Source organism: Salipaludibacillus aurantiacus, from assembly GCF_900111295.1.
Taxonomy (GTDB): domain Bacteria; phylum Bacillota; class Bacilli; order Bacillales; family Salisediminibacteriaceae; genus Salipaludibacillus; species Salipaludibacillus aurantiacus.
In genome coordinates this window covers 72,542-94,351 of record NZ_FOGT01000017.1, presented here as the reverse complement: position 1 = coordinate 94,351, position 21,810 = coordinate 72,542, and the positions used below count along the sequence as shown (strand labels likewise).

Annotated in this window: 18 protein-coding genes, 1 riboswitch and 1 other annotated feature; of the genes, 9 read left to right on the top strand and 9 right to left on the bottom strand. The window is 44.1% G+C overall.

The features are described 5' to 3' along the window. Window positions 1-139: 139 nt before the first annotated feature. A complete protein-coding gene (locus BMW59_RS17410; protein WP_093054863.1) occupies window positions 140-832 on the bottom strand; it encodes a hypothetical protein in 693 nt (230 codons plus the stop codon). A 282-nt stretch (window positions 833-1,114) separates the two neighbouring features. Here BMW59_RS17410 and BMW59_RS17405 point away from each other — a divergent pair, with 282 nt between their 5' ends. Next, entirely contained in the window at window positions 1,115-2,383 is a 1,269-nt protein-coding gene (locus tag BMW59_RS17405) for a BaiN/RdsA family NAD(P)/FAD-dependent oxidoreductase (protein ID WP_093054861.1), read from the top strand. 89 nt (window positions 2,384-2,472) lie between these two features. Here BMW59_RS17405 and leuS read toward each other — a convergent pair whose 3' ends face one another. Both leuS and BMW59_RS17395 read right to left on the bottom strand, forming a co-directional pair. Further along, window positions 2,473-4,890, bottom strand: a complete 2,418-nt coding sequence (gene leuS / locus BMW59_RS17400) for a leucine--tRNA ligase (protein ID WP_093054859.1) — start codon at window positions 4,888-4,890, stop codon at window positions 2,473-2,475. A gap of 89 nt (window positions 4,891-4,979) precedes the next feature. Then, window positions 4,980-5,210 (bottom strand) — a binding site (T-box leader). 144 nt (window positions 5,211-5,354) lie between these two features. Next, window positions 5,355-6,563 carry an MDR family MFS transporter gene (locus BMW59_RS17395; protein ID WP_093054857.1) on the bottom strand — a complete coding sequence of 403 codons (1,209 nt, stop codon included), beginning with the start codon at window positions 6,561-6,563 and terminating at the stop codon, window positions 5,355-5,357. Window positions 6,564-6,718: 155 nt separating this feature from the next. Between BMW59_RS17395 and ltaE the strand changes: the two genes are divergently transcribed. From ltaE to mnmM, 3 genes are read left to right on the top strand one after another with little or no spacing between them, the layout of a single operon-like run. After that, window positions 6,719-7,738 carry a low-specificity L-threonine aldolase gene (gene ltaE / locus BMW59_RS17390; RefSeq protein WP_093054856.1) on the top strand — a complete coding sequence of 340 codons (1,020 nt, stop codon included), beginning with the start codon at window positions 6,719-6,721 and terminating at the stop codon, window positions 7,736-7,738. Between the two features lie 18 nt (window positions 7,739-7,756). Then, window positions 7,757-8,728, top strand: a complete 972-nt coding sequence (gene mnmL / locus BMW59_RS17385; protein WP_093054854.1) for a tRNA modification radical SAM protein MnmL/YtqA — start codon at window positions 7,757-7,759, stop codon at window positions 8,726-8,728. Next, window positions 8,725-9,297: a tRNA 5-(aminomethyl)-2-thiouridylate-methyltransferase MnmM gene (gene mnmM, locus BMW59_RS17380; protein WP_093054852.1), complete on the top strand. Its 573-nt coding sequence runs from the start codon at window positions 8,725-8,727 to the stop codon at window positions 9,295-9,297. Before mnmL ends, mnmM begins: the two co-directional genes overlap by 4 nt. 38 nt (window positions 9,298-9,335) lie before the next feature. Here mnmM and BMW59_RS17375 read toward each other — a convergent pair whose 3' ends face one another. Next, window positions 9,336-10,400: a tetraprenyl-beta-curcumene synthase family protein gene (locus BMW59_RS17375; RefSeq protein WP_177174413.1), complete on the bottom strand. Its 1,065-nt coding sequence runs from the start codon at window positions 10,398-10,400 to the stop codon at window positions 9,336-9,338. 99 nt (window positions 10,401-10,499) lie between these two features. Continuing rightward, window positions 10,500-11,294, bottom strand: coding sequence for an alpha/beta hydrolase (locus tag BMW59_RS17370; protein ID WP_245733198.1), 795 nt, complete (start codon window positions 11,292-11,294; stop codon window positions 10,500-10,502). Window positions 11,295-11,442: 148 nt separating this feature from the next. On the opposite strand from BMW59_RS17370, the gene BMW59_RS17365 reads away from it, so the two are divergent. After that, window positions 11,443-11,964 (top strand): gamma carbonic anhydrase, encoded by a 522-nt coding sequence (locus tag BMW59_RS17365; protein WP_245733196.1) that lies wholly within the window; start codon window positions 11,443-11,445, stop codon window positions 11,962-11,964. A gap of 115 nt (window positions 11,965-12,079) precedes the next feature. Here the strand turns inward: BMW59_RS17365 and metK are convergent, their stop codons facing one another. Continuing rightward, window positions 12,080-13,291: a methionine adenosyltransferase gene (gene metK, locus BMW59_RS17360; protein WP_093054846.1), complete on the bottom strand. Its 1,212-nt coding sequence runs from the start codon at window positions 13,289-13,291 to the stop codon at window positions 12,080-12,082. Between the two features lie 253 nt (window positions 13,292-13,544). Then, window positions 13,545-13,666: riboswitch (SAM riboswitch) on the bottom strand. Window positions 13,667-14,357: 691 nt separating this feature from the next. Here metK and pckA point away from each other — a divergent pair. From pckA to BMW59_RS17340, 4 genes are all read left to right on the top strand, one after another. After that, on the top strand, window positions 14,358-15,941 hold the full coding sequence (pckA, locus tag BMW59_RS17355) for a phosphoenolpyruvate carboxykinase (ATP) (protein ID WP_093054844.1): 1,584 nt from the start codon (window positions 14,358-14,360) through the stop codon (window positions 15,939-15,941). Window positions 15,942-16,141: 200 nt separating this feature from the next. Further along, the gene (locus BMW59_RS17350; protein ID WP_093054842.1) at window positions 16,142-17,134 is read left to right on the top strand and encodes an ABC transporter substrate-binding protein; all 993 of its coding nucleotides are present in this window, start codon (window positions 16,142-16,144) and stop codon (window positions 17,132-17,134) included. Window positions 17,135-17,169: 35 nt separating this feature from the next. Further along, entirely contained in the window at window positions 17,170-17,943 is a 774-nt protein-coding gene (locus BMW59_RS17345; RefSeq protein WP_093054840.1) for an ABC transporter ATP-binding protein, read from the top strand. Between the two features lie 4 nt (window positions 17,944-17,947). Beyond that, the gene (locus tag BMW59_RS17340) at window positions 17,948-18,730 is read left to right on the top strand and encodes an ABC transporter permease (protein WP_093054871.1); all 783 of its coding nucleotides are present in this window, start codon (window positions 17,948-17,950) and stop codon (window positions 18,728-18,730) included. A gap of 87 nt (window positions 18,731-18,817) precedes the next feature. Here BMW59_RS17340 and ytkD read toward each other — a convergent pair whose 3' ends face one another. The 3 genes from ytkD to BMW59_RS17325 form a co-directional block, all read right to left on the bottom strand. Continuing rightward, a complete protein-coding gene (gene ytkD, locus BMW59_RS17335) occupies window positions 18,818-19,324 on the bottom strand; it encodes an RNA deprotection pyrophosphohydrolase (protein ID WP_093054838.1) in 507 nt (168 codons plus the stop codon). A gap of 309 nt (window positions 19,325-19,633) precedes the next feature. After that, entirely contained in the window at window positions 19,634-19,846 is a 213-nt protein-coding gene (tatA, locus tag BMW59_RS17330) for a twin-arginine translocase TatA/TatE family subunit (protein WP_093054836.1), read from the bottom strand. A 17-nt stretch (window positions 19,847-19,863) separates the two neighbouring features. Continuing rightward, window positions 19,864-21,786, bottom strand: coding sequence for a molybdopterin biosynthesis protein (locus tag BMW59_RS17325; protein ID WP_093054834.1), 1,923 nt, complete (start codon window positions 21,784-21,786; stop codon window positions 19,864-19,866). Window positions 21,787-21,810: the final 24 nt, after the last annotated feature.

Here is a 21,810-nt window from a genome sequence, read left to right as displayed (position 1 = left end):
CGGACACCCTTGCCATTCGCTAACGGTTCCCATTGCCAAGCCCGTAGTGGACTTCCACCACCTAGCTGTCAGACATGCCGGGCACACTATAAAAACCGGCTGAAAGTTTACCTTTCAGCCGGTGATTTTAATATAAGGATTAACTGATATCTCTTAATTTGCGCTCAAGCTTTTTCAACTTGAACTCATGTTTGTTAGCTTTTTCGTATTGTTTCAGTTTACGCTTAAGACGGCCTTTAGTCCAAATGTAATCAGCTATACCTTTATAGTTTAAATATGAAGCAAAAAAGTCTACATTACCGCTTTCATATTTAAAATCATCTTCTACTACGTCAAAGTAGCGGTCAAAAGCTTCAAACAGCGAGGCGTTATCCGGTACAAAGTCCCCGTAGACATCGAGGCATAGCCGGTAGTTGTTTTCACGGAGTTTTGCAAGGAATGAGGTTAAGAATAACTCTTCTTTCCCTTCCAACTTAAATCCTTTTCGTTCCAGTAAATCGATAAACACTTTTAATTCATTGTGATAAAACGAATAGGCTTTGCGCATTTCTTTGGTCATGCTCAGATTTATGCTAACCGTTCCTTCAGAGCGAGCATGCAGCATGTTTAATAGTGCCCGGTTGACTTCAGGTTTTAAAAGAAACGTCGGATGAACGGTCCTCAGGTATTTCTCAACCTCCGTATTTAATAATGTTTGCAGTTTTTCTTTTCTTTTCATTTCCATTAATGAAGACTTTCTTTCAAGCTCGGCATATTCGTTAATACGCTGTTGAGTTTGCTCTGCCCAGACGGCACGTTTTGCTTCAAACTTTTCTTTTAAGTTATGAAACATGTGCATCTCCTCCTTTCACGATTATCTCATAGAATATTTTTTTCCCACATGAAGTGTACCACATTAGATATGGAAATAAAATAGAGTTTCATTAAAAATATTGAACTATTTGTTACCTTATTAGCTCTCAGTTAAGCTGAAGCTTATAAATGGTTGAATATGAGTCTATATCGTGATATTTTCTGAAAATTCAACCCGCATTGTCTCCCCTGTTTGGACAAGCAGGCAAAATCCAAGTAAAATTAATAAGAAGTCTTTTCTATAATGAAATGAGGTTATTCCATGACAGACGTAATTGTAATCGGCGGCGGACCGGCAGGGCTTATGGCTTCGGTTGCAGCAGCTGAACACGGCGCAAAAGTGACGCTTATAGATAAAGGTAATAAACTGGGACGTAAACTGGCTATTTCCGGAGGCGGCAGGTGCAATGTAACTAACCGGGCTGATACAGAAACACTGATTAAACATATCCCTGGCAATGGTCGTTTTATGTACAGCCCTTTTGCAGTTTTTAACAATGAAGATATTATCACTTTTTTTGAAGGGCTGGGTATTCAATTAAAAGAAGAGGATAACGGCAGAATGTTTCCTGTAAATGACAAAGCAGTAGAAGTCGTCAGGGCGCTCTTAAACAGGATCAGAGCTTTAAAAGTTGAGATACGGACCAAAACAGAAGTCAAAGATCTTATATTTAATGATAAAGATAAAGAAGTAAAGGGAGTAGAGCTGGCCTCAGGGGAAGTTTTACATGCTGGAAAAGTGATTATAGCTGCCGGCGGGATGTCCGTCCCTCATACCGGTTCAACTGGTGACGGCTATCCATGGGCTGAAAAAGCAGGACACAGAATCACGGAGCTTTACCCGACTGAAGTGCCAATCACATGTAGCGACAGTTTTATAAAAAAGAAAGATCTGCAGGGGCTCTCTTTAAGAAATGTCAGGCTGTCTGTGCTCGATCCGAAAAAGGGAAAAGTCATAAAAGAGCATGAGGGAGATATGATCTTCACTCATTTCGGTATTTCAGGTCCGATTGGATTGAGGTGCAGCCAATATGTCCTTAAAGCAAAAAAGAAACATAGAGTAAACAGCATTCCTCTTAAAATTGACCTCTTTCCTGAAGAAAATGAAGAGCAGTTGTTTCAAAGACTGACCAAACTGCTTAAAGAGCAGCAAAAAAAAGCAGTCAAAAATGCCGTGTCCGGCTTTTTGCCTGACAGGCTTATTCCTCTCATGCTCAAATCAGCAGATATAGATCCGCTAACTGTTTACAGTCAGATTTCCGCTGAAAAACTTAGGGCTCTGACTGCTCTTATGAAAGCTTTTCCTGTTACAGCTACAGGCACGCTATCTATAGAAAAAGCATTTGTAACAGGCGGCGGGGTGAGTGTGAAAGAAGTACAGCCAAAACGGATGGAGTCTAAACTGGTGAAAGGACTGTTTTTTTGCGGCGAAGTACTGGACCTTCACGGGTACACTGGAGGCTATAATATTACTGTTGCCTTTTCAACAGGCTACACAGCGGGCAGGGCTGCCGCCGTTGAAGAAGAATAGATTCTTTTATAACCGGCAGAGTGCCTCGCAAACCCCAAAAAAAACGGCTGAGAGAGTTAAACTCTTCAGCCGTTTTATCACGTCAGCGGTCAGGTAGCTACAATATTAACTAATTTTCCAGGTACAGCAATCACTTTTCGCACAGTCTTTCCTTCAATTTCTTCTTTAATTTTATCATTGGCCAACGCTTGCTCTTCCATATCCTCACGGCTTGCATCTTTAGCCGTCATCAGCTTAGTACGCACTTTACCGTTCACCTGTACGGCAATTTCAACTTCGTTCTCTACTAACCATGCCTCGTCATAAACAGGCCACGTGCTGTAGGCAAGGGTATCTTCATGGCCGAGACGGCTCCATAGCTCTTCACTTAGATGAGGAGCGACTGGTGATAGCAGCTTCACAAAACCTTCCAGGTGGCTTCGTGACAATTTATTCTGTTTATAAGCTTCATTGACAAAGACCATCATTTGTGAAATACCTGTATTAAATCGCAAATCAGTAAAGTCATCGGTTACTTTTTTAACTGTCTGATGATAGACGCGTGTCATCTCGTCGCTTCCCTGAGCGTCCTCAATCACAGGACTTAGTTTCCCTTCATCCGTTATAATTAAGCGCCAGACCCGATCAAGGAATCTGCGGGCACCGTCAAGGCCATTCTCGCTCCAGGCGACGGAAGCATCAAGCGGCCCCATAAACATTTCATATAATCTTAATGTGTCCGCTCCATGAGAATCAATAATATCATCCGGGTTAACGACATTCCCTTTTGATTTACTCATTTTTTCATTATTTTCCCCAAGGATCATACCCTGGTTATACAGCTTCTGGAAAGGTTCTTTAGTTGGAACCACTCCGATATCATAGAGCACTTTATGCCAGAAACGCGCATATAACAAGTGGAGGACCGCATGTTCAGCCCCTCCGATATAAATATCAACAGGGAGCCATTGGTCTAACTTCTGAGGGTCAGCCAGCTGGTCATTATTTTTTGGATCTATATACCGTAAATAATACCAGCAGCTTCCTGCCCACTGCGGCATGGTATTCGTCTCACGGCGGCCTTTCCTGCCAGTCTCGGAATCTGTGACATAAAGCCAGTCAGTATTATTCGCTAACGGAGACTCTCCAGTTCCTGATGGTTTAAACTCGTCCATTTCAGGAAGAGTCAGAGGCAACTCTTCTTCTGGGACAGGTTCCATCGTTCCGTCTTCCCAATGAATCATTGGAATCGGCTCTCCCCAGTAACGCTGGCGGCTGAACAGCCAGTCACGCAGCCTGTAAGTGATTTGACGCTTCCCTTTTTCATTAGCCTCAAGCCACTCACACATTTTTGAAATCGCTTCGTCATTTTCCAGCCCGTTTAAAAAGTCAGAATTAACATGCGCGCCGTCTCCGGTATATGCTTCTTTCGACAGGTCACCGCCTGACACTACTTCCACAATTGGCAGGTCAAACGCTTTTGCGAATTCATAGTCCCGCTCATCGTGCCCCGGCACAGCCATAATGGCTCCCGTTCCATAATTCACAAGGACATAGTCTGCAATCCAGACTGGAACTTTTTCACCGGTCACGGGATGGACGGCATAGCCTCCAGTAAACACACCTGTTTTTTCTTTTGCAAGTTCAGTTCTTTCCAAATCGCTCTTTGTTCCGACTTTTTCCTGATAAGCTTTGACATCCTCTGATTTTTCGCTGGACGTCACCACCTCAACAAGAGGGTGCTCAGGAGCCAGTACGAGATAAGTGGATCCGAAAAGAGTGTCCGGCCGCGTCGTAAAGACGGTGATCTGTTCATCTGAGTCAGCAAGTTTAAAATGGACATCAGCCCCTTCTGACCGTCCAATCCAGTTACGTTGCATATCTTTAATGCTCTCAGGCCAGTCCAGTTCTTCCAGATCTTCAAGAAGGCGGTCAGCATAAGCTGTAATTTTAAGCATCCATTGTTTCATCGGACGGCGTTCCACAGGGTGCCCTCCGCGTTCACTTTTTCCGTCAATCACTTCTTCATTTGCAAGGACAGTGCCAAGCGCCGGACACCAGTTGACCGCTACTTCGTCGACGTAAGCAAGACCTTCTTTATAAAGCTGGAGGAAAATCCATTGCGTCCACTTATAATAGTTTTCATCGGTCGTGTTCACTTCCCTGTCCCAGTCATAAGAAAAACCGAGCGCTTTAATCTGGCGGCGGAAGTTATTAATATTCTGTTCAGTAAATTCCCTAGGATGTTTTCCTGTATCTAGCGCATACTGCTCTGCAGGCAGCCCAAATGCATCCCATCCCATAGGATGGAGCACATTATACCCCTGCATCCGCTTCATACGCGATACGATATCCGTTGCAGTATAGCCTTCAGGATGTCCGACATGAAGGCCTGCTCCAGACGGATAAGGAAACATATCCAGCGCATAAAATTTCTTTTTTGAAGGATCTTCAGTTGTTTTAAATGTTTTATTATCCTCCCAGAACTGCTGCCATTTTTTTTCGATTTGTTGATGGTTAAAAGCCAATTCAACAACCTCCCTCATAGTTTCTCTATCTGATATTTTTACCACAGTAACGCCTGAAAGCAGAAAAGCCCCTCATCACTAGTTTTGTCACTAGGGACGAGAGGCTGATAAACATCCTTCCCGCGGTACCACCCACGTTTAGTGCGCTGAAAAGCTGCACTCACTCAAGGCCGTTAACGCCGGCAATACGGCAAAAGGTACAATTACACTCCCAGTTGCAACTCCAAGGCGAGTTCATAAGGCACCGCTGTTAACTCCCACCAGACGTTAACTCTCTGAAAAACGGACTCCTTACTACTAGTCCTTTTCTGCATTTTTAAGAAAATACAATTTTATTAGGCATTATTAGCTATTGTATGCATGCTGACCCGTACTGTCAAGAACGGTTGTCTTCATCATCTCCAAAATAAATCTGTTATATACTCCTCTTTACGGGAAAGCCTCCGGGTATGCTGATGGTTATATTAAGAAACTGACTTTTCTTTCGCCGTCCGCGTGAATTGCAAATGAGGGACCCCTCGGTCGAAAATTTTTGTCATTACAAAAGAGATGGAGAACATGCCGGCCAGCACATAAAACAGGGCAGCCATACCGAATACATCAGCCATTATACCGCCAAAGAACGGGCCGATAAGCCTGCCTCCTGTACCGATACTGTTTACGATCCCCTGGTAAAAGCCTGCTTTTCCCTGTGGCGCGAGCTGATGGGCTATTGTAGGAACAGCCGGCCACACAAACATTTCCCCAATAGTGAGGATAATCATAGCAGCTACAAAGGCAGTGAACACTTCAGCTTGAGCGAGTATAAGATAAGAGACCATAAATATACTTAATCCCACGTAAATCTGGGATTTAAGCGAGTGAACCCAGCGTTGGATAAAAAATTTGATAACCGGCTGAAAAAAGATAATCATACTGCCGTTAATAGTCCATAGCAGACTGTAATAACTTAATGGGATACCAAGATTTTGTGTATGAACCGAAATAGTTGAAGCCCACTGAGTATAGGCAATCCAGCAGACTAAGAAACCTGCGCATAAAAGAAGAAGGGACTGAAACCGTTTTTGATTTTCAATTTTCTGAGTCTGTTCAAATATATTGGAAGTGGACGCACGGTTGCCCTCAGCCTGCAAGTTTTTAAAGAAAAAGAACGCGAGAATGAAAAAGCTTAAATACATCAAGCCATTTCCTAAAAAAACAAGATCAAAACGAACGCTTGCGAGAAGGCCGCCTATGGCAGCCCCGGCGGCTACACCGACATTCTGGGCCACGTACATGGCATTAAATGGCCTTCTGCCGCCTTCCGGCCAGACGGCTCCTGCGAAAGCGTACATACAGGGAACCATCATACCTGCACCAAATCCGAGGCCGATTAAAAGCACAACGTAAGCTGTAAACGAATGGTGAAGAGCGGCTAATGAAAAGGCGCTGGCCATCGTAATAGACACACCTGTTATGATCGTTTTGTACCCTCCGATCCGGTCGAATAATTTGCCGCCGATCAAATTGCCGGTTATACCTGCAGCCGCATTTACCATAAGCACACTGCCCGCCACAGTCAGAGACTGTCCCAGTTCCTGGCTTATATATATCGTATTTAACGGCCACAGAAAGGAAGCTCCGGTGACATTTATAGTCATTCCAATGACTAAAATCCAAATTGCTTTTGGCATTCCGATCCCCCTCAGTATTTCGTTACTCTAAGTAAATAGTAGTAGATTACTTCAAAATTAGCAATTAACTTTCAATAATTATTCTATGGACTGATTTTTCACGTTTTCCACATGTGATAGGATATAGAAAGCAGAACAACGAGGGGGATTAATAAATGATCGATTTGCGGAGCGATACCGTCACTAAGCCGAGCCAGTTAATGAGAGATATGATGGCAAAAGCTGAAGTTGGCGATGATGTATATAGAGAAGACCCGACAGTAAATGAACTGGAAAAATATGCGGCTGACCTTACAGGCAAGGAATCAGCCCTGTTTGTCACAAGCGGAACTCAAGGAAACCAGGCGGCTCTTCTTACCCACACCCGGCCAGGGCAGGAAGTCATTATGGACGAAGATGCCCATGTGTTTGTTTATGAAGGTGCTGCTATCTCGGCCTTTGCCGGGCTCCAGTCAAGAATTCTGCCCCATGAACTTGGCCGGATTTCTTTAGATGTGATGGAAGAAGCTATCAGGCCTGATGATGTGCATTATCCGGAAACAGGACTCATCTGGCTTGAGAATACCCATAACCGGAGCGGCGGAGCAGTGCTTCCTTTAACTTATTTAAAATCTGTAAAAGAAATGGCAGATAAATATAAAATTCCTGTCCACATGGATGGCGCCCGTCTTTTCAATGCTTCAGAAGCAAGCGGAGTTTCTGTCAAAGAGATCTCCCAATATACTGATTCTATTCAGTTTTGTTTATCTAAAGGCCTCGGTGCACCGGTGGGCTCCATTCTCGCAGGCAGTCAGGCATTCATTGACATTGCCCGCAAAAAACGTAAAATGCTTGGTGGCGGACTCCGTCAGGCGGGCGTACTTGCTGCTCCAGGGCTTTTCGCGCTTAGATCGAATAAACAGCGTCTGAGTGAGGATCATAAGCATGCAAAACGTCTGGCTGATGCGATTAACCGCCATACGGACTTATCAGTAAATCACAAAGTGGAAACAAATATTATTATCGCGGAAACGCATCTATCATCAAGAAGCGCCAGTGAGTGGGTACACCTTCTGAGTGAAAAAGGGGTGGCGGTCATCCAGTATAAACCGCAGGCACTCCGCTTTACCACTAATCTTGATGTGTCTTCTGATGATATTGAGAAAGTTATAGACATTTTAAAAGAATGCCAGTGAAAGGTTGATGAACTCATCATGACGAAAGAAAACCCTCTTTTTTTTGGAGAGAAAAGGTATCATACATGGAATTACCATTTGAAAAATCAATTCGGTGAAAAAATATTTAAAGTTCCCCTTGATGGCGGTTTCGACTGTCCAAACAGGGATGGAAAAGTGGCAAGCGGCGGCTGTACATTTTGCAGCGAACGCGGGTCAGGTGATTTTGCAGGCGACAGACGGGAAGACCTCGTCACCCAGTTTCACACCATTAAAGAAAAGCTGCACAGGAAATGGAAAACCGGCAAGTACATTGGTTATTTCCAGGCATACACTAACACTTATGCGCCAGTAGAGGAATTAAGAGACATGTTCGAATGTATCCTGGAACAGGAGGATGTGGTCGGGCTGGCTATTGCCACACGCCCTGATTGTCTGCCGGAAGATGTGGTAGACTATCTGGCCGAATTAAACGAGCGGACTTACTTATGGGTGGAACTCGGCTTGCAAAGCGCCCACGACCGGACAGGGGACCTTATAAACAGAGCCCACGATTTCCAATGTTATATCGATGGTGTCAATCGTCTGAGAAAGCACAACATCAGGATCTGCAGCCATATTATAAACGGATTACCGCTGGAAACACCGGAAATGATGCTTGAAACAGCTAAAGAAGTGGCAAAACTGGATGTACAGGGCATAAAAATACATCTTCTCCATCTCCTTAAACGGACACCGATGGTGAAGCAGTACGAAAAAGGACTGGTTGACCTGATGGAAAAAGACACCTATATTAAGCTTGTCTGCGACCAGCTCGAAGTCATACCGCCATCCATGATTGTCCACCGGCTCACAGGAGACGGTCCTGCTGAATTAATGATTGGTCCGATGTGGAGCCTTAATAAATGGGAAGTATTAAACGGCATTGATAAAGAGATGAAAGAACGAAACAGCTGGCAGGGAAAATATTATCAGCCGTCCGGGAAACATGAGGAGGTTTCAGCTCCATGAACTTAACAGGCATCCTCCCTTTCGCAAGAGAACTTTTAAAAAAGTCAGTCCCCCTGAACGGGGTGGCAGTGGATGCGACAGCCGGGAACGGTCACGACACCGTTTTCCTTGCAAAGCTCGTAGGAGAAAAAGGAACGGTTTACAGCTTTGATGTGCAAAAAAATGCTGTAGCCGCTACAGAGAAACGGGTAAAAGCCGAACAGGCAGACTGCCAGGTTCAGCTCATCCACAATGGACACGAAAAACTGGAAACGTATTTATCTGACACTCACAGAGGGAACATCGACGGAGCAGTGTTTAACCTCGGTTACCTCCCGGGAAGCGACAAAACCGTTGTCACAGCCCCTGATACAACCATCAGTGCTGTCGAGCAGCTTACTAAGCACCTGAAGCCTGGCGGTATAATTGTTTTAGTCGTTTATTACGGACACGAAGAAGGCAAGATTGAAAAAGATGAACTGCTTCCTTTTGTGCGGTCTTTACCCCAGGAGGACTTCCATGTGCTTGAGTACCGCTTTACCAACCAGAGAAATTCTCCGCCTTTTGTTATTGCAGTTGAAAAAAGGTAATTACTTCTGAAAGCCTGGAGGGGCTTCCAGAAGTTTTTTCATGTCCCGCTTCTTCGCCGGTAAATCCAGCCGTTCAAATAGAAAAACAGTGTCGGTGCACCGCCGCTTCTTATAAGCCGTTTGCCTTTATTCTTCAACTCCCTGTCATTTTTAACCTTATCGTCGGCCAGATAAATAGCTATCAGACCATTGTTAATAAGCCTGTGAAAACGGTTGTCCGGCAGCTTTCGTAAGCTTCTTTCTGCTTGTTTAAAAAAATGCTCCATCCGTTTAAGCATCTCTTCTTCATTTTTATAATAAAAACAGAAATTCAGATCCCCGCCTTCCCGGTCTTCTTCCTGATCGATAAAATAATCCATTAAGATATGAAGGCCTTGGACCCATGGAAAATACCCGTTTTTAATCAAGGCCGCCTCTTCAGGTTTCAGGGCTGAGTGTGAAGCAGAATAGGCAGTCAGGCAAAATATACCGAGAGTTGACCCTGCACTTGCTGAAAACTCGTACCATGCCATAGGTGGAAGAGCCTTTTTGTGACTATCAAACCAGCTCGTCAGCCTCGGCACCCGCTCTTCTTTTTTCACATGTTTATGTACCTGAAGGTCACAGTAAAGCCCGGCTAATAAAAGGTTCTCCTCCTGAACAGCTGAATAAGACGGAAAGCTCTTAACGCATGCCTGGCATGTCTGCACAAGTGCCGCAAGATACCCGCCATCGTCCTGGTCGTTTCTATGTTCGTAGTAATTTTTACACGAAGCCCCCGGCGTTAAAGCATCCAGCATAGACTGATGAAGCGTACTGAAATCCTCAGGGTCAAGAGATGTACTGCGGTCGCATAAATTATCCAAATAATCGCTGATAGTCTGGTAAGCCACTATAAACCTGGCAGCCGAGCGGAAATGACTGCCGGCGAGAAGAGCATATATCGCGCCGCCTTCACAATGAAACGCCTTTGATTCGATACTCATGATCGCCTGTGTCCTTAATTCACTGTTAGGAATCGTTTCTGCTCTTTTTCTCCATTCATCTAAAAATTCATGAACAGCTGGGATAACTTGTTTATAAACGTTGTACATTAATGTCCAGGATGTTTTCGGGATTTTCACTGTAAATTCCTCCGGTTGATTCATTGAGTTTAAGTATGTCAGTGTCTATAGGCAAGTGAAAACCTGCCGGGAGACTGCTCCATGGGCAGGCGTTATTTTTTATTTTTCAAGATGCATAAATACAAACCCGAGCATATGCGCTAATACGCGGTTTTTCTCAGGCTCGTTAAGAACTTCATGGTAAAGTCCTTCCCATTCTTTATAATATTTATCACTTAAATTGACTTTGTCAAACCATTCTTTCGCATGATATTTATCTACAATTCTGTCATCGCCTCCCTGCATAAGCAGAAGAGGAACGTCAGGGAACTCTTCTGTACGCTCACGGGCAATAGTCATCGCCTTTTCCAGTTCGCGGTACCAGCGGATACTCACGTGTTTGACAAGTAAATTGTCGGATTCATCCCGTTTACGCATATAAGGATCCCGGGTGCCTGATCCCGGTTCAAGCCCGGAAGGAAATTTCAGACCGGGTGTGACCTTGTTCAGCAAATAAGACACCGCTTTTTTGGCTAAAGGCGGAGTAGTAAATAAACCAAAACAAGGTGAAGACAGGATAACCATATCCGGGAGAGTTTGTTCTTTCATTTCCATCAGCGCTCTCGTCGTAATCAGTCCTCCCATACTGTGTCCGAGAAGAATGACCGGGAGATTATAAGACTCCGCTTCCTTAACCCACGCTGATATTTCAGTTATGTAATTTTCAAATTTTGTAATGTGGCCTCTCGGTCCTTCAGTCGTTCCTTGTCCCGGTAAATCTCCAAAAATCACATGAAAATTAAAGCTGTTCAGCTTTTCTGCCACCCACTTGTAACGCACATGATATTCACCTGCCCCATGGATGATTACAAACACTCCTCTTGCCGTATTCCTATCTACTTCCCGCTTCCACACAGCCAGCACCTCCATTTTTAACGGTATTTTCCTTAATCTTCTCTTTCGTACTCTTTTTCGTCAAGTAATTATAAGTATAAGACTTCCCACGGGAACTGCAAGATTTGGTACACTGAAATTATCATCTGCCAGAATAGGAGTGTCTGCATTGAAAATATATCCGTACAAAGGCCAATGGCCGTCTATTGACTCATCTGCCTACATAGCTGACGGTGCTATAGTCACCGGGGATGTATCCATTCACGAAAAAGCAAGTATCTGGTTTAATACGGTTATTCGCGGAGACGTGGCTCCCACAATTATTGAAAAAGGAGTAAATGTTCAAGATAACAGCACGCTTCACCAAAGCCCTGACCTGCCTTTGCATTTAAAAGAAGGAGTGACGATTGGCCACCAATGTATTCTGCACAGCTGCATCATCCATCAGAATGCCCTGGTTGGAATGGGGTCAACCATTCTTGATGGCGCTGAAGTGGGTGAAGAAGCATTTATCGGGGCTGGAAGTCTTGTCCCCCCCGGCAAGAAAATTCCTCCACGTTCCCTTGCAATGGGCCGGCCTGCAAAAGTAGTCAGAGAACTGACAGAAAAAGATATAGCTGAAATGGACCGCATTCGTAAAAGCTATATGGAAAAAGGGCAATACTATAAAAATATGGCAGAAGAGAAATAACCTGCAGGCTATCCGTTCAGACACTCAGGCATACGACGAGTGCAGCGGAAACCTAAGTTAATCTGTATAAGAAAACGCGGGGGAACCTGATGGCTCCCCCGCGTTTTTAATTAATTTATTGCCCTGCCAGTTCCAGTGCTTCTCCTTTGAGCGAACCAGCCTTATCTGTCGCTTCCCAAGGAAGATCAATATCAGTGCGGCCGAAATGTCCGTAAGCAGCAGTCTGCTTATAAATCGGACGGCGCAGGTCAAGCATTTTAATGATGCCTGCAGGACGAAGATCAAAGTTTTTACGTACCACCTGGACGAGTACGTCTTCTGAAACTTTTCCTGTGCCGAACGTATCAATAGCTATAGATACAGGCTGGGCTACGCCAATGGCATAAGCAAGCTGCACTTCACATCTCTCAGCCAGCCCTGCCGCTACGATGTTTTTAGCTACATACCTTGCCGCATAAGCTGCTGACCGGTCTACTTTTGTCGCATCCTTACCAGAGAACGCCCCGCCGCCGTGGCGCGCATATCCACCGTAAGTATCTACAATAATCTTACGTCCGGTTAACCCGGCATCTCCCTGAGGGCCTCCAATTACAAAACGGCCAGTAGGATTGATAAAATATTTTGTATTATCATCTAACAAGTCTGAAGAAACCACCGGCTTAATGACTTTCTCTAAAAGATCCTCTTTAATTTGTTTCGTCTCCACATCAGGGTGATGCTGGGTAGAAATAACAATGGTATCAATTCTGACAGGCTGCTGATTCTCATCATATTCTACAGTGACCTGCACTTTACCATCAGGGCGTAAATAGTCAATCGTTTGATCTTTACGCACTTCAGTCAGACGGCGGGCCAACTTGTGTGATAATGAGATCGGTAAAGGCATCAGCTCAGGTGTCTGGTTATCCGCATAACCGAACATCAGCCCCTGATCGCCAGCCCCAATGGCTTCAATTTCTTCCTCCGTCATTTGCCCTTCTCTCGCTTCAAGGGCTTTGTCCACTCCCTGGGCAATATCCGCAGACTGTTCATCAATAGATGTCAGGACGGCACACGTTTCATAGTCAAAACCGTACTTAGCTCTGACATACCCAATGTCTTTTAACGTTTCACGAACCACTTTCGGAATATCTACGTAGGTAGAAGTTGTAATCTCTCCCGCTACGAGCACTAAACCTGTATTTACAGATGTCTCGCAAGCCACACGGGCATTCGGGTCATTTTTAATAATTTCATCCAAAATTGAATCTGATATCTGGTCACAAATTTTATCCGGATGACCTTCTGTGACTGATTCTGAAGTAAATAATCGTGTTCTTCCTGCCACTTTACGTACCTCCTCGGAATTTTACACTTAAAGATGTAAGTGCTGCTAGTTTAGACGGTACTCGTTCTCCCGGCAGAATGGTCAAATCTTAATTTTGAACAAACAGGTCAAGAAAATAGCCAGCGTCTGCACGCTTCTGTTTGAGCTGACAATTTCCTGCACTTATTTTTAAGTTCCAGCAGGGAAACCCTTACTGAAATAATAAAAACCTTTTCCTGCTAGAGGAAAAGGTTAAGTTCCATTCGCCTTTCACCTCTTATCGGCCAAGACATAATCATTCATACGCCTTGCAGGTTAGCACCGTTCACCTTGTAAGGTATGGTGATGGTTGCTGGGCTTCGTCGGGCCTGTCCCTCCGCCTACTCGGGATAAGAGTATCCGTTCTCAGAAAGGATAACTGATTTTTAGTTCCTTGTCAACCAGCTGCTTTTGCCGTTTCGCTTGCTCACCATTTCACACATATGACAATCTGATGACGGTTTATGAAAACGCTACCTTAAAAAGGAATAATCTATTAAAATATAAGTAAGAAATATTCATTTTTGCTGTATACACCTTCTAATTGCTGCAACTTTACCCTTCTCTTCAATTACACGAGCTTCAGCTTGCCCTTTTTTACGATTTGTTAATCGCCTCCCTCAGATTCTGCTTAAAATCAGCTTAGATCCCACTGTCATTCATACTTGTAAAAACAGTCACATAATATTTTAATAAGTATAGACTATTTAAATAAATATGTTATACTAATTATCATTAAATCCCATTTAATGCTTCTTTGAATTTATTAATTAATTTCAGGGGTGATTTTATAAAACCGTTATTTTCCTGCGGCAGAATGGGCCAGATGAGGCCCCACAGGGCGTATTTCCCAAGGAGGCCCGCGGCTCTTGCGCAGGACATGAGCGGACATTCTTAAAATCATCAGCCTGTAATTGCAGAACTATAAAGTAAGCGGAACATCACATTGCCAGTTTCTCTCCATATAAAAGGAGTTTACCGCTGAAGTTCATTAAAGGTATAAACCTTACATTTTACATTTTTTTAAGAAAAGAAAGGGTGGTTGATCATGAGCATGATTCATTTCGAAGCTGAACTGAGCCGTGTGTTACAAGGTGAGAATGTTAATAAGGATTTATCAGTCCCCCATCTGGTTGAAAAAGCACTCGAACGCGGAGAAGGAATCCTTACGTCCACCGGTGCATTCAGGGCAACAACCGGAAATTACACAGGCCGCTCTCCTAAAGACAAATTTATAGTGGAAGAACCGTCGACAGTGGATAAAATTGCCTGGGGCCCGGTTAACAAACCAATCTCTTCGGATATTTTCGAGCGTTTATACGAAAAAGTGTTACACTATTTATCGAATAAAGATGAATTATTTGTCCGTCACGGCCTTGCCGGCGCGGATAAAAATTACCAGCTTCCTATCCGCATCGTAAATGAGTTTGCGTGGCATAACCTGTTTGTCCGCCAGTTGTTTATTCGTCCTACTGAACAGGAATTACAAGGTCTTTTACCTGAGTTTACAATTGTCTCAGCGCCAGGTTTTAAGGCAGATCCTGCCATTGACGGCACGAATTCCGAAGCCTTTGTTATTGTGTCATTTGAGAAACGTACGGTCTTAATCGGAGGCACCGAGTATGCCGGAGAAATGAAAAAATCCATTTTCTCAATTATGAATTATCTGCTTCCCGAGCAGCATATACTGCCTATGCACTGTTCAGCTAATGTAGGCCATGAAGGGGATGTAGCTTTATTTTTCGGCCTGTCGGGCACCGGAAAAACGACACTTTCAGCCGATCCTCACCGGGCTCTCATCGGCGACGACGAACATGCCTGGTCTCCTAATGGCATCTTTAACATTGAAGGCGGGTGCTACGCCAAGTGCATTAACTTAACTGAAGAAAAGGAACCTGAAATTTTCCGTGCCATCCGTTTTGGCTCTGTGCTGGAAAACGTGGTAGTCAATGAGCTGACAAGAGATGCTGATTATGAGGCCAACGATTATACGGAAAATACACGGGCTGCCTATCCTCTCAATGCTATCCCTTCAAGTATGGAGCCGAGCATTGCAGGACACCCGGACACGATTATTTTTCTGACAGCAGATGCTTTCGGCGTGCTGCCGCCAATCAGTAAATTAACTCCTGAACAAGCGATGTACCACTTCTTATCAGGATACACGAGTAAGCTGGCTGGAACTGAAAGAGGAGTCACTTCTCCTCAGGAAGCTTTCTCAACCTGCTTCGGTGAGCCGTTCCTTCCGCTGCCTGCTACCGCTTATGCGGAAATGCTTGGTGACAAAATGCTGGAACATAACACAAATGTGTATTTAGTGAATACCGGCTGGTCTGGAGGCCCTTACGGAGTTGGCAAACGAATGAGCCTGCCATATACCCGTGCCATGGTCAGGGCAGCATTACAAGGAGATTTAAACGCAGCTGAAACCACTGTCGATCCAATTTTCGGTTTACACATTCCGCTTCACTGCCCAGGTGTTCCTGATGAAATTCTGCAGCCTAAGCATACGTGGGCAGACCCTGAAGCTTACGACCAGAAATCTAAAGAACTTGCTTATAAATTTAAAGAGAACTTTAAGAAATTCAAAGATATGCCGCGCCATATAAGAGAAGGCGGCCCTACAGTTTAACTGGTGATTGTGGCCGATGGTTCTGGTGATGCCTGATCTAAACCCTGAGTGAAGTCCACTCAGGGTTTTTGTGTGAAAAAAAGTCCCCAGTCCTCCCTATTCTTTTAAGTTTTTCATCCCTGGCACACATTACCTCTTTTTTTCATAAGTTATCAGAGACATACATCAACTGATACCTAAATGAAAAAGGAGGGACCGCCATGAGACTTAAAGGGCTCTTGCTAATCATGCTTTCTATTCCCCTATTACTTTTTACGGCCTGTAACCAGGGTGATGAGATGACTGAAGTCAAGCTTGCTGAAGTCACCCGGTCAATTTTTTATGCGCCACAGTATGTGGCTCTGGCAGAAGGTTTTTTTGAAGAAGAAGGACTAGAGGTCGAATTAACGACCACGTGGGGCGGAGATACAACGATGACCGCTCTCCTTTCCGGCGGAGCTGACATTGCCCTTGTCGGAGCTGAGACATCTATTTATGTCTATGCACAGGGGGCGAATGATCCGGCAATCAACTTTGCTCAATTGACTCAGACAGACGGGACATTTCTTGTCTCCCGTGAACCGGTTGAAAACTTTGACTGGGAGGACCTGAAAGGCACCACTTTCCTAGGCCAGCGTAAGGGCGGTATGCCGCAGATGGTGGGAGAGTTTGTGTTAAAACAGCAAGGCATCGAGCCGCATGAAGACTTAGAGTTAATTCAAAATATTGATTTTGGAAATATTGCTTCTGCCTTCGCGTCAGGAACTGGCGATTTTGTTCAGTTGTTTGAACCTCAAGCGACACTTTTTGAGCAGGAGGGGATCGGCTATATTATTGATTCCTTTGGCACCCAATCAGGAGAGGTTCCGTATACGGTGTATATGACAAAGCAAAGTTTCCTTGAAAATGATGAAGAAACTGTCGAAAAGTTCACAAGGGCTCTGTACCGTGCGCAGCAATGGGTGTTGAACGAAGAACCTGCCGCAGTAGCCGAATCCATTGCCCCGTTTTTTGACGATACGCCTGTAGATGTTATTGAGCAGGTCTTTATCCGTTACCGTGACCAGGGGTCATATGCGGAAACACCGCTATTAAAAGAAGAGGCGTGGTACCACCTTCAGGCCATAATGGATGAAGCGGGAGAACTGCCGGCTGAAACTGATTACGAGGAACTCGTTAACAGAACGATAGCCGATCGTATTATAGATGAATAACCATATTTAGAGTATTCGAAAGGTAGGAACATGACATGGCCTTTCTTCAGCTGAAAGAAGTTGAAAAGACATTCTTCACTTATGATTCTGTTACAACCGCTGTAGAAAAAATTAATTTAACTATAAACAAGGGAGAGTTCATTTCTATTATTGGACCGAGCGGCTGCGGAAAAACAACTCTCCTTTCCCTTATTTCCGGTTTGCTGCATCCGACAGAAGGGCAGATTTTATTAGACGGAAAACAAATTGAGAAACCAACACCGGAAACAGGTTATATGCTCCAGCAGGATTATTTATTTCCCTGGCTTACTATCGAACAGAATATCACTTTAGGACTGAAAACGATGGGTAAAACAAAAATTGCGGAAAAAGAGCTTGCATACGAACTCCTGGATACATTAGGGCTGTCTGATAAGACAAAACACTATCCTTCCCAGTTATCAGGAGGCATGAGACAGCGGGTCGCTTTAGTAAGAATGCTCTCGACCGATCCTAAACTGCTCCTGCTCGATGAACCCTTTTCAGCTCTCGATTACCAGACGAAATTAAAACTGGAAAACCTTGTTTTTTCTACCATTCGGACACATGGAAAAACAGCGATACTCGTCACTCATGATATCGGAGAAGCACTTGCTATGAGTGACCGCGTCATTTTACTCACCCACAGGCCGGGGAGCATTCATCAGGAATTTTCGGTGGCACATCATCTTGCAGAGGAACTTCCTTTTAATGTGCGTCTCGATTCCCAATTTACTCCCTTGTTCCAGGAAGTATGGAAGGAGATGGAGTCCCTTGAAAAGCAAACATGAGGAGATGCACCGGCAATTTAAAAAACAGACTAAAACCAGGACTCTGCAAATTCGTGCCGTCCAAATTTTAATTTTATTAACTTTTTTTATTGGATGGGAAACCGCTGCTTCTGCAAGGTGGATTGACCCGCTGCTATTCAGCTCCCCTTCAAGAGTGTGGGATCTGTTTCTTGTACGGCTCCAGGATGGCAGTCTGCTTATGCATACCTCTGTCACTTTATTTGAAACAATCTTAGGGTTTATACTTGGCACATTTCTTGGAACTTTTCTGGCAGCGATATTATGGTGGTCGCCTTTTCTTTCCAGAGTATTAGATCCTTATATCGTTATACTGAATTCTATGCCTAAAGTGGCGCTGGGGCCCATTCTGATTGTCGGGCTTGGCCCTGGCTTTACTTCTATTATCGCTATGGGAGCTTTGATTTCTTTAGTTATCACGACAATGGTGGTCTATAATGCTTTCAGGGAAGTAGACGACAATTACGTCAAGGTTATGAAAAGTTTTGGAGCAACAAAAAGGCAGTCATTCTTTGGAGCTATTTTTCCAGCCTCCTACCCAACGATGATTTCTACTCTTAAAGTGAACGTGGGACTTGCATGGGTAGGGGTCATTGTAGGAGAATTTCTAGTTTCTAAACAAGGATTAGGCTACATGATTATCTACGGTTTTCAGGTTTTCAATTTTACGTTAGTGATGCTTTCACTCGTCATTATTGCCATCCTTGCCACCTGCATGTACCAGACGGTGGAATTAGTTGAAAAAAAGCTCATACGTCATAGGACATGACGCATGAGCTTTTTCCGATTCATCCTTTACATGAATGTCTGGCCTGCTTGATAGACCTGGTTCCTGTTAAAACGCCCCGCCCTCGAGTTAACCCTCACATTTTTTTATTTCCTGTTGCAAAAAACGTCTCTGAACCTCTTCTAAGCTTAATGTCAGAACCTCGTCCTTCATGATAAAACTGTACTTGTGGTTTGAGGGTATATTTTCAGGAAGATTTTTAAGCAGTTTCGGCCCCTTCGTTTCAAAATAATTTTTCTTTGAAATTAGCTCTTTAATGACAGCAAAATAAACATTTTTTATGACTGTTTCACTTTTGCCATATACCCTGTATTGGCCGATATAGTTAAGCTGATCTGTTATTCCTCCGGTTTCCTCAAAAACTTCCCGTCTGGCTGCCTCTTCGGCACTCTCTCCTTTTTCCACTTTTCCGCCTGGGAATTCTATCCCTCTTGATGGATGCACGGTTAACAGCCAGTTTCCTTTATACCTTGCTATTACCCATACATGTCTGGGGTTATTTGAATAAGGGTGGTCATCTGTCGAAAAATTTACTTCATTTTGGTAATAATCCTTAAAAGATTGTTGGTCTGTCATATGTAAATAACCTCCAAAAGTATCGAGGATGAAAGAGTGGATGTCGTGATCTAATAAAAATATAAAAAGGTATAGTCACCTAACTGTTCGTTATCTTACCAGCTTTTATGGTCGTTGCAAAGCTGGCCTCTCTGCTAATCCGGAACTTCGTTAGTCTCAGCCTTCCCTTCTTTTCCTCCAATAAAACCCCGGGAGAAAAGGTTTTATGAGACGAAACGAAGTACGCAGTACCTGAAAGGCCCCAATTAACTCGTCATTGATAATAGAAACGGTCAACCGGCTGTCACACCTGTTGACCGTTTAAAAGACTTACTTAATATCATCTGTAAATTTTTTCGTTTCTTTTTTAACATCTTCGATCGGATCTGTCACGTCACTTGTCAGTTCTTTTGTGGATTTCTTGAATTCACGTAACGTTTGGCCGGCTGCCCGACCGATCTCAGGAAGTTTTTTAGGTCCGAAAATAATTAACGCTAAGACAAGAATAAGCACCAATCCCGGAATTCCGATATTAGCTAACATACCAGTGGCCTCCTTTACTAGATTTTAATATACCTGGCTTCTAAATTATCGTTCACTGTGTATCCGCCCAGCTGCTCGACACTTTCTTTGAATTGCCTGCTTTTTAGAGTGTGAAATAAAAGCCTGCCCTGCTTGCTCTCAAAAAACTCCTGTGTCATTAGTAAATCATACGATTCTTCTTCTACAGGAATAAAATCCAGATCCATTGCTTGTGCTGCAGAGTAAATTCCCATTCCTACAGCCCGTGCTTCCATTTTTACCTCGGCCGCTACACTTAAATGAGTAAACATTTCCCTGTTGTAGCCCGTAATATTTTCAGGCTTTAATCCATTTTCCTTTAATAAATGGTCAAATAACATTCTTGTCCCGGCCCCTTTTTGCCTGTTTACATACCGGGCTTCTTTCTCCGCTATATGAGATATATTTTGAATCGAATAAGGATTTCCTTTTGGCACCATCAGCCCTTGCTGCCTTTGTAAAAATGGAAGAAGGACAAGTTTCATATTTCTTAAAAATTTCTCAATGTAAGGAAGGTTATAAGTACCGGTGGCAGGGTCAAAGAGATGGAGCCCTGTCAAATGGGCTTCTCCCCGTTTAATTGCCATGAGACCGGCCATACTTCCCGTGTGGCTCGCAATGATCCTTGTCAGGCCGTCTTCCTTTTTCAAATGTGATGACAGTATATCGACTGATAAATCATGGCTTCCTGAAAATAAAACCGACGATTGTATTTCGGTACGGGGTTTGGTTAAAACAGCTGTCATCTTTTCTCCTTGCTCTACTCCCAGCTGGTCAGCCGGAAGTGTCACAATTCCATCCGCTTTGACAAGAGACATAGTCACGCTGGCAGAACGGGTCAGCGGGTTGGCGACAAACCTGCCATTTACATAACCAATATTCACCCTTATGAAATCTTCAGATCCCATACTCGACACAATCCTTCTGCCGGCGTGGACTGTCAGTTTCTCTCTTTCAGGGACTGGGACATCTAAAAAGCGGCAGATTAGAGGTTCCACAAACCACTCCATCACGAAGTAAGCAGAAACAGGGTAACCAGGGATACCTATTACAATTGTGCCGTTAACTTTACCTATGACAACAGGTTTACCCGGTCTGGTTGCAATGCCATGTGTAATTACTTCACCCATTTCCTCAATCACACCGGCGGTAAAGTCTTTTGAGCCTGCAGAGGAGCCGGCGTTTATGATCACAATATCTGCAGCTTCCACACCTTCAGAAAGCGCAGCCCTGATTGCCTCCGGGTCGTCTTTCACGATAGGCATCAGTTCCGGTTCGCCTCCCCACTCTTTAACCATCTCTGAAAAAATAGTTCCATTAAATTCGATTAGCTTACCAGATTTTAAAGGTTCATGCGGAGAAACTAATTCACTTCCCGAGGGATAAATGCGGACTGCAGGTTTTCTTATCACCTTTACCTCTTTCACACTGGCAGCAAGAAGCGCTCCGGCATCTACGGGTCTTATTTTATGCCCCTGTGACAGCAGCATTTCTCCATATGTGATATCTTCCCCAATTGGGCGAATACGCTGCCAGGGAACTGCAGGAGCAATGATTTCAAGCTCTCCGTCAGTCACTTCGTTCACATCTTCTATCATAATAACAGCATCAAACCCGTGGGGAATTGGATTTCCCGTATCTACATACTCGAAATCCGCCTCTTCTTTAAGCCTTAATGGATTGCTTTCATGGGCTGTTTCTGTATCTTTTGCTCGGACTGCGATGCCATCCATTGCAGAGGCGTGGAAATGAGGATTTGATGCACAGGCATATACTGGTTCAGCCGTAATCCTCCCTACCGCGTTCTGCACCTCAACATCTTCTGTTATATCCGTTAATTCCATTAAGTTTAAACAACGCTCGAGCGCATCCTGTCTCGGGGTGTCTTCTAAATATATGGTCCGTTCCTGCTTTGTCTTCATAGGTCCTCCCTCCAAATGCTGCTA